The following is a 13,956-nucleotide window of genomic DNA, read 5'->3' as shown; positions in this document are numbered from 1 at the left end:
ACGCGCTGCCGCCCCGATCGTTGCCAGGACACGGAAAGATGGCTGTCGCGCCACGCCCGGACACCCCGGGGCGGGCCGGATCGAGCATCGGACGATCACAGATCGACCGGTTGTTCACCGCGCCGTCCCTCCATACGGTGGTCGAGTTCAAGGGCCCGCAGCACCGCGGGCGCCGCCAGCCACTTCGAGCGCCCGCCCCCCAGGGCATCGTGCGCGCCACCGGGAGGAACCCCTTGACCACCACAGCACAGCGTCGCGCCCGTCGCATCGCCCCGCTCGCCACGATCGCCGCCCTGGCCCTCACCCTCGCCGCCTGCGCGGACGAGGGTGAGTCCGCCGACCGCGGGGGCGGTGGCGACGACGGCGACGCCTCCGGTGGCAGCGGTGCCACGCTCACGCTCGAGGATCTCCAGGAGGCCGGCAGCATCACGGTCGGCTTCGCCGGCGAGGCCCCCTACAGCTTCATGGAGGACGGCGAGCTCACCGGCGCCACCGTCGCGCTGCACGAGGCCGTGTGGGCCGAGCTCGGCGTCGACACCGTCGAGGGCCAGCAGGCCGAGTTCGGGCAGCTCATCCAGGCGCTGACGGCCGAGCGCTTCGACGTCGTCGCCGCAGGCATGTCGATCCTGCCCGAGCGCTGCGAGCAGGCCATCTTCTCCGACCCGGAGTTCCAGTACACGACCGCGCTCATGGTTCCCGAGGGGAACCCGGACGGGCTCGAGCCGTCCATGCAGTCCGTCGAGGAGTCCGACGTCCAGATGGCGGCCATGACCGGCGCCATCGAGGCCACCTACGCCGCCGACCTCGGCATCGACGCCATGGAGGTCGGCACCCCGCAGGACGGGATGGACGCCGTCGTCAACGGTCGAGCCGACGTCTTCGCCCTCACGGGCATCTCGCTCAACTGGATGGCCGACAACAACCCGGACGCCCCGATCGAGGTCACCGAGTCGTTCGTGGCCGAGATCGACGGCGTCGAGCAGGTCGGTGCCGGCGGCACCGTCTTCCGCAACGCCGACACCGAGCTGCGGGACGCCTACAACGAGGTCCTCGCGGAGATCGTCGGTGACGAGGAGCGCTACCTCGAGATCGTCGGGGACTTCGGCTTCACGGCCGAGGAGCGTCCGACGGGCGACCTGACCACCGAGCAACTGTGCGCCGGAGACATCTGATCCGGTGAGCGACAACCTCGACGCAGTCGTCGGGGCGCTTCCCCAGCTGTGGGAGGGCGTCCTCATCACCCTCCAGCTCACCGTCGGCGGCATCATCGGCGCCTTCGTCATCGCCATCGTCCTCGGGCTGGTGGTCAGGAGCGAGCGCTGGTACCTGCGGGTGCCGGCGCGTCTGCTCATCGAGTTCTTCCGCGGGATCTCGCTGCTCGTCCTGCTCTACGTGCTCTTCTACGTGCTCCCGCTGTTCGGCGTGACGTTCACCGGACTGTTCTGCGGCATCTTCGCGCTCTCGTTCAACTACGGGGCCTACGGCGCCGAGGTGGTGCGCGGAGCGATCAACAACGTGCCCAAGGGACAGTGGGAGGTCGGCACCGCGCTGAGCATCAGCCCGTTGCACCACATGCGCCGGGTGATCTGGCCGCAGGCGTGGGCCATCATGCTGCCCTCGCTGAGCAACCTCGCGGTCATGCTTCTCAAGGGCACCGCGGTCGCCTACATCATCCTCATGCACGACCTCACGTGGCAGACGGACATCCTGCGTTCGCAGACCGGGAGCACGTTCTTCTCCTACGGCGTCGGGATGGTCATCTACTTCCTCATCTCGCTGGTCATCGTCCTGCTCGCACAGCTCCTCGAGCGGCAGGCGAAGCGCAAGCTGGGTCAGGGCGCGCCGATGAAGGAGATGTTCGACGTGCAGGTCGCCAAGCCGAACCCGGTGGTGTCCGGTGAGTGACATCTGGAGCTGGGACCGCGCCGCCGAGGTCTTCCCCGACCTCCTCATGGCCTTCCTGCAGGTCACACTCGTCGCGACGGTGCTGGGATCGCTCATCGCCGCCGTGCTCGGCCTGGTCGTCGCCATCATCCGCAGGGTCATGCCGAAGTGGATCTCCATGCCGATCCACGCGGTGATGGAGTTCATCCGCATGACGCCGGTGGTCATCCAGCTGCTGTTCGTCTTCTACACGTTCAACAACCTCAGCGGCATGACGATCGGCGTGGTGGTCCTCGGCGTTCACTACGCGACCTACATGGCAGAGGTCTACCGGTCCGGGATCGACGCGATCCCGAAGGGCCAGTGGGAGGCCTCGACGGCCCTGTCGATGTCCCGCACCCGCACGTGGGTCAAGGTGATCATCCCGCAGGCGGTCCGCACGACCCTGCCCGCCCTGGGTACCTGGGTGATCTCGATGTTCAAGGACACCCCCTTCCTCACTGTCATCTTCGTGGGCGAGATGGTCCGCGAGGCGGAGCGGTACGGCTCCCGGACGTTCACCTACACCGAGGCGCTCGTGCTCGCCGGCCTGATCTTCCTGGTCGCCAGCTACGGGACGTCGGTCCTGCTACGCAAGATGGAGAAGCGCCTTGCCACCTACTGACAGCTACGACCCCATCGGTGACGGCCGGTCGTCCTCCGCGGGAGCCGGGGGCGGCGACGCGCACGCCACCGGCGAGCCGAAGCTCCGGTTCGAGAACGTGCTGAAGAAGTTCGGCGACCACACGGTGCTGGAGAACCTCAACTTCTCCGTCAACCGCGGGGAGCGGGTCACGCTCATCGGCCCGTCCGGGTCGGGCAAGACGACGATCCTGCGCCTGGTCATGACGCTCGAGCACCTCACCGGCGGGTTCATCTACGTCGACGGGAAGCCGCTGACCCACGAGCAGCGCGGGGACCGACGGGTCGAGCGGAAGCCGAAGGACGTCGCGCGCATGACGACGAAGATCGGGATGGTCTTCCAGCACTTCCACCTGTTCCCCAACATGTCGGTGATCGAGAACATCACCGAGGCGCCGATCCACGTGCTCGGGCGCTCGAAAGACGAGGCCCGGACCCGCGGCCTGGAGCTCCTCGAGCAGGTCGGGCTCTCGGACAAGGCGAACGAGCACCCCACGAGGCTCTCGGGCGGTCAGCAGCAGCGCGTCGCGATCGCACGCGCCCTGGCCATGGACCCCGAGATCCTGCTCCTCGACGAGGTGACCTCCGCCCTGGACCCCGAGATCGTCAAGGACGTCCTGTGGGTCCTGCGCGAGGTCGCGAACAACACAGACATCACGATGCTCATCGTCACGCACGAGATGCAGTTCGCCCAGGACGTGTCCGACCGCGTGATGATGTTCGACGGCGGGCACATCGTCGAGGAGGGACCGCCCGACGTGATGTTCTCGAACCCGTCCCAGGAGCGCACCCGGGCGTTTCTGCAGGCGGTGCTCTGAGCGCTCCAGCCGCGGCGTGCCCCGCACCCGCGATCGACGGGCCGACGACGAAAATCCCTCGCCGTCGGCCCGTCGCCGTGTCTACCGTGAGGTCATGAGCAGCATCGTGTGCAGCGCGCCGACGACGGCGCTCGCCCGCGTGCACCGCGACCGCCGCGCCTGACGGCGCCGCGGTCCACCTCCAGGGCCCCGCCCGGCCAGGCCGGGTGCGTCCGCGCGCCGTCCGAGAGTCAGCCGCACCTCGGCCGAGCCACGCCACCGCCGGCACTCCCGCGCGCCTGCTGCGCCGCCCCGAGGTGCTCCACCACCGACCCTCGTGGAGCGCACCCATGCCTCGCACCCCCTCCCCTCGCTCGTCCGCCGGCGGCCGGCACGAGCTCGGCCAGAACTTCCTGCACCACCGACCCACGATCGACCGGATCGCCGACCTCGTCGCCGACACGGACGGGCCGATCCTCGAGCTCGGCGCCGGCGACGGCGCACTGACCCGGGCGCTGGCACGCCTGGGTCGGCCGCTCACGGCCGTCGAGATCGACGAGCACCGGGTCCGGCGTCTGCGCCGCAGCGTCCCGGGGGTCCGCGTCGAGCACGCGGACGCGACCCGGATCGCCCTCGACGCTCCGGTCGTCGCGGGCAACATCCCCTTCCACCTCACCACCCCGGTGCTGCGGCGTCTGCTCGGTGCCGGGAGGTGGCAGCGCGCCGTCCTGCTCACGCAGTGGGAGGTCGCGCGCAAACGGGCCGGCGTGGGCGGCGGAACCATGCTCACCGCCGCGTCGGCGCCATGGTTCGCCTTCACCCTGGAGTTCCGTGTCCCCGCGGCGCACTTCGCACCGAGGCCGAGCGTGGACGGCGGCGTGCTCGGCGTCGTCCGCCGTGCGCGGCCGCTCGTCCCGCACCGCGAGCGCCGCCGCTACGAGGCGTTCGTCCGGGGAGTCTTCACGGGTCCCGGCGGGGGGCTCGCTCGGGTCGTCGAACGTGCGGGGCGCACGGACCAGCGCACCGCACGACGCGCGCTGGGCCGTGCCGGTGTGGCGGAGCGAGCCCTGCCACGCGACCTCGGGCCCGAGCAGTGGGCAGCGCTCTGGGGCGCCGTCCGCAGGTAGGTCGGCGTCACCGCTCGGCGTTACCGCTCGTCCTCGCCGTCCGACGCGAAGCCCGGTGCCATCCACCTCGGGCACTCCTGCGCCGCAGGAGGGCGTCCAGACCGAGCCCGAGCAGTACCCCCGCGGACACCCCGATCGCCACCGACACGAGCGGGTGACCGCCGACCACGGCGTGCGCGCCCGCGCCCAGCGCCGCCGTCACGCCCGCCCACAGGAGGGCCGCCGCGCCCGCGGCAGGCAGGTAGCGGCGCGGGGCGAGGTCGAGGACCCCCGCCCCGACGTTGACCGCCACCCGGCCGACCGGGACGAACCGCGCGGCGACGATCACGGGCACGCCACGGCGCTCGAGCGCGCGTCCCGCGGAGCCCACCGCCCGGCGCCCCCGCTCACCCCGGAGCCCTGGCAGGCGGTGGATCGGGACGAGACGGCCGAGCAGGTAGGCGATGGTGTCGCCGACGAACGCGCCGGCAGCCGCCGCGAGCACGATGAGGACGACGTGGACGCCACCGCCGGACAGGGCCAGCACGGTGGCACTGACCAGGATCGTCTCGCTCGGCACCGGCGGGACCAGGCCGTCGACGAGGGCGAGTCCCGCGACCAGCACGAGCAGCCACGGCGACGCGGCGAGCGCGTCGGCGGCGCCCCCCAGGTCGGTGAGGATGTCCACGGCGAGCACCTCCGATCCCGCGCGGGTGCATGACGGCGGGGCCACGCCCGCCCGCCCGTGGTGCATCTCGGGTGCGCCTGCTCCGCACGTCCGCCCGCACCGTGGGCCGAGCCGTCACGCTAGGTCGCCGGCTCCGTCGTCGTCGCCGGAATTCTTTGCGCTCACCTCCCCATAGGCTGGCCGGATGGACGACGACGCACGGATGGCCGTGTTCCTCGACTACGAGAACCTGGCGCTGGGCGCCCGCGACCACCTGGGCGGGATGGCGTTCGACTTCGGTCCCATCGCCGACGCGCTCGCGGTGCGCGGCCGCAGCCTCACGCGCCGTGCCTACGCGGACTGGTCGTTCTTCGACGAGGACCGCCGCATGCTCACCCGCCACCAGTTCGAGCTCATCGAGATGCCGCAGCGCATGGGCGCGTCGCGGAAGAACGCCGCCGACATCAAGATGGTGGTCGACGCGATCGAGATGGCGTTCGAGCGTGACTACGTCTCGACCTTCGTCCTGTGCACCGGCGACAGCGACTTCTCGCCGCTCGTCCACAAGCTGCGGGAGCTGGACAAGCGGGTGATCGGCGTCGGGGTCGAGCTCTCGACCTCCCGCCTCCTCCCGCCGGCGTGCGACGAGTTCCTCTTCTACGACCGCCTCGAGGGCGTGGAGCCCGGGGAGGAGGCCCCCCGACGACGGGGCGCGCACGCCCGCGGCGGAACCGGCCAGGAGCGGCACGACGCCCAGGTGGTGCTGCCGTCGGGCACAGGGGGCGGTGCCGGTTCGTCGGGTGCGGGGTCGTCGGGCGCGGGTTCGTCGGGCGCGGCCGGGTCGGCCCGGGGCGGTGCGACCGGGTCGGTTGCCGCCGGCGGCGCCGCAGCCGACCAGGACCTCGACGCCGCCCCGGCGATCGACGGCTCGATCGACGGCTCGGTCGACGACGAGATCGGCTCGCCCGACGAGTCGGCCGAGACCGAGCCGATCGAGGTGCGCGTGGCGCAGACCCTCGCCGGGCTCGCGACCACGTCCGACTCCGTGACGGCGTCCGTGCTCAAGCGGGCGCTCCTGCGCAAGGACCCGACGTTCAGCGAGTCCGACCTCGGGTTCCGCTCGTTCGGCGAAGTCCTCAAGCACCTGGCGGACCGCGGCGTCGTCGAGCTGTCGACGGGACCCGCGACCGGCGACCCCGAGGTCTCGCTGCCCCAGCAGGGGGACCTCGAGCAGACGTTCGCCCTGCTGGTCGAGATCGTGGCCGAGGGCGACGGCAACGACGACGGTGCCTTCGCCCTGTCCGGCCTGAAGAACCGGCTGCGCAAGCGGCGCCCCGACTTCAGCGAGAAGGCCTTCGGCTTCCGCAGCTTCCTGCAGTTCTGCCGCGCCGCGGAGACGGAGGGCCACGTCGATCTCGACTGGGACGACGACGCGGGCGACTACCTCGTCACCGTGCCCGAGGACTGACCCCGGCGCCCACCACCTCACCGCCCAGCCGGACCACTGACCGCCCAGCTGGACCACTGACCGCCCAGCTGGACCACCGACCGCCCAGCTGGACCACCGACCGCCCAGCTGGACCACTGACCGCCCAGCTGGACCACCGACCGCCCAGCTGGACCACGCTGAGGTCATACTCGACGGATCCGAGTCGAGCTCGGGAGAGATGTCGAGGATCGTTGACACCGCGTGTAGAGGATCCTTGACATTGAATGTCGATGATCCTTAACATCTCGGCATGACCCCACCGGCACGCACCGACCCGGGCGCCGTCAGCCCGGTCCGCGAGCGCCGCAAGCAGCACCGGCTCACGCAGGCGGAGCTGGGCGCGCTCGTGGGGGTCAGCCGCCACACCGTCATCGCGATCGAGCAGGGCGACTACGCCCCCTCGGTCTTCCTGGCCCTGCGCATCGCGCGCACCCTCGGGTCGACCGTCGAGGACCTCTTCGGCGCACACCCCGAGGCGGCCACCGACCAGCTGGGAGAGACCTCATGACCTCGGAGCACACCCCCACGAGGGGGACCGGGACACGCCGGCCCGAGCCGGTCGACGAGCGCGAGCGGTCGATCGCCAACGAGGCCTCGGCCGTCGGCATGCGGGCCGGCATCTACGCGGGGCTCGCGGTCGCCGTGGTCGCCGCGGTCCTCGGGTCGCTGATCGTCCCGCTCGTGCTCATCCTCCTCACCGGCGTGCCGACCTGGTCGGCGATGCTGTGGGCCCGGCGGCGCCACGTCGACCTCACCGACGTCGCAGGGCGCGCCCGGCTCGGCGTGCGGGTCTCGGTCTGGGCCGTCATCGGCACCGGGATGCTGCTGGCGCTCGGGGCGATGTGCTGGACGATCGTCACCGGCTCCGGGCTCGTCACGCCGCCCGACCTCGATGTCGTGGGGCCGCAGGCCGACGGGATCGGGAACAGCTTCGCGCGCGGCGCTGTCGTCGGCGGCATGGTCGGCGTCGTCCTCGCCGTGGCCGCCACGTTCTGGCCCCGACGCCGTCGCGACGACGCGTAGCCGTCAGGCCGGGTCGAGCAGCTCCTGCGCCGCGGCTCGGTGCTCGGGCCTGCCGGTGATGAGCGCGTAGATCCCGTAGCCGACCGGGCTCGCGGCCATGTGCTCGGCGCAGTGGTCCGCGAGCCGGGGCCACGTCCGGCCGCCGGCATCCTCGTAGGCCTCGAGCGTGACGGCGAACGCCTCCCGGCCCGCCGTCGCGTGGTGCAGAGCGAGATCCGCGCCCGGGTCGGAGACCTTCGCCGTCGTCCAGTCGAGCACGGCGGTCGGCCGGTCGGCCTCGTCGACGAGCACGTGCGCGGGATAGAGCTCGCCGTGGGTGAGCACGGACCGGTCCGGCCAGAACGAGTCCTCGCCGATCCACGTGCGCCATCGCTCGAGCAGCTGCGGCGCGACGCGGAAGGATCCGGCGACCCGCTCGACCTCCCCGGCCCGACGGGTGCGCACCTCGTCCGGGGTCTCGACCACCGCACCACCGGCCGCCGCCGCGTCGACGTCGATGCCGTGCAGCTCGGCGAGCAGCTCGCCGAAGGCACGTGCATAGGTACGCGACGTCGGGTCGACGTGCCAGACCGGCTCACCGGTGGCGGGATCGACCGTCAGCCCGGGCGACCCTGGCAGCAGCGGGTAGGCCACGAGCCGGGTCGACCGGATGCGCCAGTCCGGGACCGCGACCGACAGGCGCGGCCGCACGACGTCGAGGATCGCCGCCTCCGCCGCGATGCCCTCGGCGACGTCCGGCCGGCGGGGCACGCGCAGCACCCACGACTCACCGGCAGCCGTGCTCCCGATGGCCACCCGGTAGTCCAGCCCGACCTCCTCGATCCGTAGCGAGGCCGGGTCGATGTCGAGCCCGTGGGCGGCGGCGAGGGCGGCGAGCTCGTCCCGGCCTGCCGGAACCTGTGCGTCATCCGTCATCGGGTCCTCCCGGCGTGCGGTCGTCGCCGGCGCCGCCGCGCGCTCGGGCGTGGCGGCGCCGTCGGGAGACTCAGAAGTCCCAGTCCTCGTCCTCGGTGTTCTCCGCCTTGCCCATGACGTAGGAGGAGCCGGATCCGGAGAAGAAGTCGTGGTTCTCGTCCGCGTTGGGGCTCAGCGAGGAGAGGATCGCCGGGTTCACGGCCGTCTGGTCGGCCGTGAACAGGCCCTCGTAGCCGAGGTTGTTGAGGGCCTTGTTGGCGTTGTACTTGAGGAACGCCTTGACGTCCTCCGTGAGCCCGAGCGGGTCGTAGAGGTCCTCGGTGTACTGCTCCTCGTTCTCGTAGAGCTCGAGGAGGAGCTCGAAGGTGTAGTCCTTGAGCTCCTGGCGACGCTCGGCCGAGGAGCGCTCGAGCGCCTTCTGGTACTTGTAGCCGATGTAGTACCCGTGCACGGCCTCGTCGCGGATGATGAGGCGGATGAGGTCCGCGGTGTTCGTCAGCTTGGCGCGGCTCGACCAGTACATCGGAGCGTAGAAGCCCGAGTAGAAGAGGAAGGACTCGAGCATCACGGACGCGACCTTGCGCTTCTCCGGGTCGTCGCCGCGGTAGTAGTCCATGATGATCTGCGCCTTGCGCTGGAGGTTCTCGTTCTCCTCCGACCAGCGGAAGGCGTCGTCGATCTCCGCCGTCGAGATGAGCGTGGAGAAGATCGACGAGTACGACTTCGCGTGCACCGACTCCATGAACGCGATGTTCGTGTAGACGGCCTCCTCGTGCTGTGTGACGGCGTCGGGGATGAGGCTGACCGCGCCGACGGTGCCCTGCACGGTGTCCAGCAGCGTGAGGCCGGTGAACACGCGGGTCGTCATCAGCTTCTCGTGGTCGCTCAGGGTCGCCCACGACTGGATGTCGTTCGACAGCGGCACCTTCTCCGGCAGCCAGAAGTTCGAGGTCAGGCGGTCCCAGACCTCCTGGTCCTTGTCGTCGTCGATGCGGTTCCAGTTGATGGCCTGGACCGAGGAGACGAGCTTGAGCTTCTCGGACACGGTGCTCCTTGTCATGCGTCGCGCGTGCGTCGCGCGTGGGGTCGTCGCCTCGCGAGGGACGTCTCGGGCGGTGCGTCCATGCTGCCACGAAGCACCGACGACGTCGCCGACCGACAAGGTGAGGTACGCCGTCGAGGCGCCTCCCCCACGTGCACCGCACGGTGGGCAGCCGATACGCGCCCGACGCCGACACGCCGGTCACCGAGGTACCCGCTCCCCGGGTGTAGCCGGGATTCGCGGGCGAGGACACTGGCGCTGTGACCGAAAGTCCGTATGGCCGCCCTGCGCACGCCCCCGACGGCGTGCGCATGGGGCACGACCTGCCGACGAGGTCCCCATCCGCCGACCGGCGGACGCACGGCCGGGACACCAGAATGTCCCCGTGAACGTCGACCCGCACTCGCAGTACACCTCTGCACAGCACCCACCCGCGCCGGGCCGGCGCGCCCCCGACGGCAGCGTGTGGAACGGCAGCTTCTGGGAGCTCCCACCCGGCGGGCCGGGCGGGCCGTCGCCCGACCAGCTCCGGCAGCGCGCACGAGACGCGGCGCGGCCTCGCCTCGACGCCGGGCGATCGACCCGGTCCGACCTCTCGACGACGACGATCGCCTCGATCCTGCTGGTCGCGGCGGCGGCGATCACGGCCGTGCTCATCGACGGCTCCGGGCAGGGCATGGCGCCGGGGCTCGTCGCGACGCTGTCGGCCGGCGCGGGCCTCGTCCTCGGTGGCGTGGTGATCCTCGTCCAGCGCTTCCGCATGGACGACCGCTCCTGGTACGTCGCCCGCAGCGACGCCCGGTCCATGGGCTCCGGAGCGGCGATCGGGCTCGACGTGCTGCAGGCGTTCCTCGGTTACGTGCCTGCGGTGGCGCTGACGGTCGGGGCCGCCGGCGCCGGCGAGCGCCTGCTCTCGCTGACGGGTTTCGCGTGCGCGATGCTCGTCGGGCTCACGCTCGCCGTCTGGGTCTCGCGCGAGCCGCTGCGTGGCGACGGGAACCGGCGCAACCGCAGCCACGAGTGGATCCACGAGGAGATCGTCGGGTTCACCCGACGAGGCCGGGCCGCCCGCTGGAGCCGGTTCCTGCTCGGCGTCGTCATGGGCGTGGCCGCGGCCGCGACGGGCGTGCTCGTGCCCGCCCCCGCCCCGGAGGTCGGGACGATGGTGGGCCTCCTCGTCATCGGGGCGGTGGCCGGGTGGATCTTCTTCGGCGTGCAGGCCTGGTGGGACAACCTCGACCGGCGCGTGTCGAAGCCCGCGGGGCGCGAACCGCGTGCGCGCACGGAGCCCGAGCGTCCGGAGCCCGAGCGCGGCGATCCCGAGCGCCTGGAGCAGGACCGCGATCGCCGCACGGGCGGTCCTGTCCTCCCCGACCCGCCCTCCGGGCACGTGCCACCGTGGTGATGTGGGAGGCGCCGCGGGGGGACGCGCACCGTCCCGCTCACGGCGCGGGGCCGGGCATCCCGTCCTTCGAGAACGCGGAACCTCGCGGGTGGGGTGACCAGCCACATGGGTGGCCCGAACGGCCGAGCGGCTCGGCCGGACTACCGATCGGCCGGGCCGGACCGCCGACCAGCACAGCCGTCGACGGTGGCCGCTCGAGCAGGTCCGACGTCGTGGCGACGACGCTCGGCTCCCTCCTCATGGCCGCCGCCTCCGTGGGCGTGCTGTTCCTGGTGACCACGTACGGCGACGCGACCGCGCCCGGGGCGAACGCGGCGGTGTCCGCCGGCATCGCCGGGATCGCGTACGGGGTGGTCCGGGTGGTGCAGGACGCCCGCATGGACAAGCGGTCCTGGTACGTCGCGCGCAGCGACCGCCGATCGATGGGGCTGACGGCCGCGATCGGTGTCGACCTCGTCCAGAACGTCCTGCTCTACGCCCCGCCCGTGACACTCACGGTGCTGGCCGCCGAGCTCGGCGACCGCACCCTCGCGCTGACGGGCGCGATCTGCGCGATCATCCTCGGGGTGCTCACCACGAGCTGGTCCGTTCGCTATCCGTTGCCCTACACGGGCCTGCAGCAGACTTCGTGGCGCTACAGGCCCTATGCGCCGGACCCGGAGTTCGTGCGCAGGTCGGTGGGGGCGCGCCTCCTGCGTCTCCCCGTCGGGGTCCCGCTCGGACTCGCCGGGGCGGTCACCGTCCTGCTCGTGACCGAGCCCCGCCCGGGGCTCGTCATGACAGTCACCCTCATGGCGCTGGTCGGTCTCGCCAACGGGGTGGGCGTCCTGGTCTATGGCCGGCCCAAGCTGCGAGGGCCGAGGCGACGCGACCAGGAGCTCCACACCCGTATGCGGCAGGGGCCCGACACCCGTATGCGGCACGAGCACGAGCAGCTCCGCCGGCAGGGGCGCCGATGAGCTCGCCCGGTGGCAGGGGCCCGTTCGGTCGACGGCACGGTGACCACAGGGCTGCGCACCGGTCGGGGCCGGCCGCGCAGTGGCCCGCCCACCCCCCGCGGGCCGAGGCGCATCGGCCGGAACCTTTCGCACCGTGGCCCGGCGCGACCTGGCCCAGCCGTCCTCACCACCCGAACGAGGAACCCTGGCCGGCGCGCCGTCCGTGGGCCTCGGCCCTGTGGGACGTCGCGGCGACGACGGCGGTGGCCGCCGTCGCCGTCCTGGTCGCCGCCTTCCTGGCCGACCTGCTCATCGACGACGCCGGCAACCTCCGGTTCGAACCGAACCGCGGGCCCGACGGCACCTCGGGTGCAGCGACGACGGGCGGCACCCTCGGGCTCGTGGTCGGCGCAGCGGTGCTGTGGCCGTACCGCCGGTGGCGCAACGGTCGCACCTGGTACGAGGGCCGCGGCGACGCACGGTCGATGAGTACCGGGTCCGTCCTGCTCGTCGACCTCGTCCAGGCCGCGTTGCTCACTCTCCCGCCCGCCGTGGTCCTGCTGGCTGTGGACGTGTACCTGCACCGGGAGGTCGGCCTGACCGCGGTCGCGGTGGCCACGGGACTGCTCGCGACGCGAGCCGTCACGGCGCACAACTGGGCGGGCGAGGCAACGGCCCGACCGGGCGACCCGCGTCCGTTGACCGACCGGTGCCGCGGCTCGAAGATCGCCCGGATCGGCCTCGCCTGGCTGACGGCCCCCGTCGGCCCGCTGCTCGGGCTGCTGGCGTTCGACGACACCGAGTTCATCTACGCGGGCGCCATCGTGGTGGCCGTGCTCGTGCCACCGGTCAGCCTCTTCTGGTGGTGGCGGCTGCGCACACCGCAGCCCCCAACGGCCAGGGGCCGCGGCGATGCCTGACCACGGCCCCGCCAGACCACAGCGCCGCCTGACCGCACCGACGCCTCCGGCGCGACACGGTCAGCTCTCTGTCTCCGCCCCGTCCTCGGACGCGGACTCCGAACCGGACTCCGAACCGGACTCCGCGCCCGCACCGTCGGCGACCTCTCCGGAGAGGACGGCGTCGACGTAGTCCGGGTTGTCCTCGAGCCACTGGTCGACGGCGTCGTCGTTGGACTCGCCGCCCATCTCGTTGAACATGATGTTCTCCAGCGAGTGCAGCTCCTCGCTGGTCATGTAGAAGCCGCTGAGCCACTCGGCGACCTCCGGGTACTCCTCCGCGAACCCCAGGTGCCCGTAGACGTAGATGTCGTCGGGCACGCCGAGTGCGCCTTCGGGGTCCTCGAGGTCCCGGATGGGGAACGCGTCGTAGGCCCAGTGCGGTCGCCACAGCGTGACGACGATGTTGTCCCCGCTCGAGGTGGCCGCCTCCACCTCGGCGAGCATCGCCGTCGTCGAGGAGGTCACGTACTCCATGTCCTCCAGGCCGTAGGTCGGGATGACCTCGTTCTCGGTCAGCGACGTGAGCACCGCGCCGGACTCGATGCCGACGATCCGGTTGTCGAACTCGTCGGCGTTCTCCGCGAGCTCGGCGAGCGAGGTGATCGGGGCGTCCTCGTTGACGGCGATGGTCATCGGCGCCTCCTCGTACCACATGCCGATCTCCTCGACCCGGTCGCCGTACTCCGCCATGTGCGGGGAGTTGGCCTCCGGGAGCCAGACGTCGAAGTTGAGGTCGTACTGGCCCTCGGCCAGGCCCGTCCACAGCACGGCCATGTCGACGATCTCCAGCTCGACCTCGTAGTCCTGGTCCTCGAGGATGCGCTGCCACAGGTGGCCGGTCGCCAGCGCCTCCTCCCAGCCCGCCGGGATGCCGATGACGATGGGCTCCGCCGCATCGGCCGACCCGCCGCCGGACGCGCCGTCGTCATCTTCGCCGCCGCAGGCGGACAGGGTGAGGGCCAGTGCTACGGCCGTGGTGGCGGTCCGGCGGGTCGTCGTTCGCATGTGTCTCCTTCGACTGGTGATCGGCCGGGAGCGGCGGGGCCG

15 protein-coding genes are annotated in these 13,956 nt (G+C 71.8%); 11 read left to right on the top strand and 4 right to left on the bottom strand.

All coding sequences use genetic code 11. The features are described from left to right. Positions 1-233 precede the first annotated feature (233 nt). The 5 genes from AC24HA_RS02005 (at position 234) to erm (ending at position 4,489) form a co-directional block, all read left to right on the top strand. The gene (locus tag AC24HA_RS02005; protein ID WP_425707158.1) at positions 234-1,172 is read left to right on the top strand and encodes a transporter substrate-binding domain-containing protein; all 939 of its coding nucleotides are present in this window, start codon (positions 234-236) and stop codon (positions 1,170-1,172) included. A gap of 4 nt (positions 1,173-1,176) precedes the next feature. Next, positions 1,177-1,905, top strand: coding sequence for an amino acid ABC transporter permease (locus AC24HA_RS02000; protein ID WP_425707159.1), 729 nt, complete (start codon positions 1,177-1,179; stop codon positions 1,903-1,905). Next, complete coding sequence (ehuD, locus tag AC24HA_RS01995; protein WP_425707160.1) at positions 1,898-2,548, top strand: ectoine/hydroxyectoine ABC transporter permease subunit EhuD; 651 nt, start codon at positions 1,898-1,900, stop codon at positions 2,546-2,548. Before AC24HA_RS02000 ends, ehuD begins: the two co-directional genes overlap by 8 nt. Then, on the top strand, positions 2,535-3,383 hold the full coding sequence (gene ehuA / locus AC24HA_RS01990) for an ectoine/hydroxyectoine ABC transporter ATP-binding protein EhuA (RefSeq protein WP_487563569.1): 849 nt from the start codon (positions 2,535-2,537) through the stop codon (positions 3,381-3,383). Before ehuD ends, ehuA begins: the two co-directional genes overlap by 14 nt. Positions 3,384-3,712: 329 nt before the next feature. Next, positions 3,713-4,489: a 23S ribosomal RNA methyltransferase Erm gene (gene erm / locus AC24HA_RS01985; protein WP_425707161.1), complete on the top strand. Its 777-nt coding sequence runs from the start codon at positions 3,713-3,715 to the stop codon at positions 4,487-4,489. A gap of 7 nt (positions 4,490-4,496) precedes the next feature. On the opposite strand, the gene AC24HA_RS01980 is transcribed toward erm, so the two are convergent. Continuing rightward, on the bottom strand, positions 4,497-5,156 hold the full coding sequence (locus AC24HA_RS01980; protein WP_425707162.1) for a DedA family protein: 660 nt from the start codon (positions 5,154-5,156) through the stop codon (positions 4,497-4,499). Positions 5,157-5,340: 184 nt separating this feature from the next. On the opposite strand from AC24HA_RS01980, the gene AC24HA_RS01975 reads away from it, so the two are divergent. The 3 genes from AC24HA_RS01975 to AC24HA_RS01965 all read left to right on the top strand — a co-directional run bounded on the left by AC24HA_RS01975 (position 5,341) and on the right by AC24HA_RS01965 (position 7,647). Next, entirely contained in the window at positions 5,341-6,603 is a 1,263-nt protein-coding gene (locus tag AC24HA_RS01975; RefSeq protein WP_425707163.1) for an NYN domain-containing protein, read from the top strand. Positions 6,604-6,874: 271 nt separating this feature from the next. Next, positions 6,875-7,132, top strand: coding sequence for a helix-turn-helix transcriptional regulator (locus AC24HA_RS01970; RefSeq protein ID WP_425707164.1), 258 nt, complete (start codon positions 6,875-6,877; stop codon positions 7,130-7,132). Beyond that, positions 7,129-7,647, top strand: a complete 519-nt coding sequence (locus AC24HA_RS01965) for a hypothetical protein (RefSeq protein WP_425707165.1) — start codon at positions 7,129-7,131, stop codon at positions 7,645-7,647. Before AC24HA_RS01970 ends, AC24HA_RS01965 begins: the two co-directional genes overlap by 4 nt. 3 nt (positions 7,648-7,650) lie before the next feature. Here AC24HA_RS01965 and AC24HA_RS01960 read toward each other — a convergent pair whose 3' ends face one another. Both AC24HA_RS01960 and nrdF read right to left on the bottom strand, forming a co-directional pair. After that, on the bottom strand, positions 7,651-8,562 hold the full coding sequence (locus AC24HA_RS01960; protein WP_425707166.1) for a macrolide 2'-phosphotransferase: 912 nt from the start codon (positions 8,560-8,562) through the stop codon (positions 7,651-7,653). Positions 8,563-8,632: 70 nt separating this feature from the next. After that, positions 8,633-9,607, bottom strand: coding sequence for a class 1b ribonucleoside-diphosphate reductase subunit beta (gene nrdF / locus AC24HA_RS01955; RefSeq protein WP_425707167.1), 975 nt, complete (start codon positions 9,605-9,607; stop codon positions 8,633-8,635). Between the two features lie 382 nt (positions 9,608-9,989). On the opposite strand from nrdF, the gene AC24HA_RS01950 reads away from it, so the two are divergent. The 3 genes from AC24HA_RS01950 (at position 9,990) to AC24HA_RS01940 (ending at position 12,867) form a co-directional block, all read left to right on the top strand. Beyond that, the gene (locus AC24HA_RS01950; protein ID WP_425707168.1) at positions 9,990-11,009 is read left to right on the top strand and encodes a tripartite tricarboxylate transporter TctB family protein; all 1,020 of its coding nucleotides are present in this window, start codon (positions 9,990-9,992) and stop codon (positions 11,007-11,009) included. Between the two features lie 212 nt (positions 11,010-11,221). Continuing rightward, on the top strand, positions 11,222-11,968 hold the full coding sequence (locus tag AC24HA_RS01945) for a hypothetical protein (protein ID WP_425707169.1): 747 nt from the start codon (positions 11,222-11,224) through the stop codon (positions 11,966-11,968). Between the two features lie 242 nt (positions 11,969-12,210). Then, a complete protein-coding gene (locus tag AC24HA_RS01940; protein ID WP_425707170.1) occupies positions 12,211-12,867 on the top strand; it encodes a hypothetical protein in 657 nt (218 codons plus the stop codon). Positions 12,868-12,927: 60 nt separating this feature from the next. Here the strand turns inward: AC24HA_RS01940 and AC24HA_RS01935 are convergent, their stop codons facing one another. Next, positions 12,928-13,914: a glycine betaine ABC transporter substrate-binding protein gene (locus tag AC24HA_RS01935; RefSeq protein ID WP_425707171.1), complete on the bottom strand. Its 987-nt coding sequence runs from the start codon at positions 13,912-13,914 to the stop codon at positions 12,928-12,930. Positions 13,915-13,956: the final 42 nt, after the last annotated feature.

Source organism: Georgenia sp. Z1491 (assembly GCF_057652395.1).
This window is presented reverse-complemented; position numbering and strand designations above follow the sequence as displayed.

Bases quoted from the DNA above. Each gene is read 5' to 3' on its own strand.
- AC24HA_RS01960 (WP_425707166.1), bottom strand. From the start codon at position 8,562: ATGACGGATGACGCACAGGTTCCGGCAGGCCGGGACGAGCTCGCCGCC.
- AC24HA_RS01970 (WP_425707164.1), top strand. From the start codon at position 6,875: ATGACCCCACCGGCACGCACCGACCCGGGCGCCGTCAGCCCGGTCCGC.
- AC24HA_RS01965 (WP_425707165.1), top strand. From the start codon at position 7,129: ATGACCTCGGAGCACACCCCCACGAGGGGGACCGGGACACGCCGGCCC.
- AC24HA_RS01935 (WP_425707171.1), bottom strand. From the start codon at position 13,914: ATGCGAACGACGACCCGCCGGACCGCCACCACGGCCGTAGCACTGGCC.
- AC24HA_RS01975 (WP_425707163.1), top strand. From the start codon at position 5,341: ATGGACGACGACGCACGGATGGCCGTGTTCCTCGACTACGAGAACCTG.
- erm (WP_425707161.1), top strand. From the start codon at position 3,713: ATGCCTCGCACCCCCTCCCCTCGCTCGTCCGCCGGCGGCCGGCACGAG.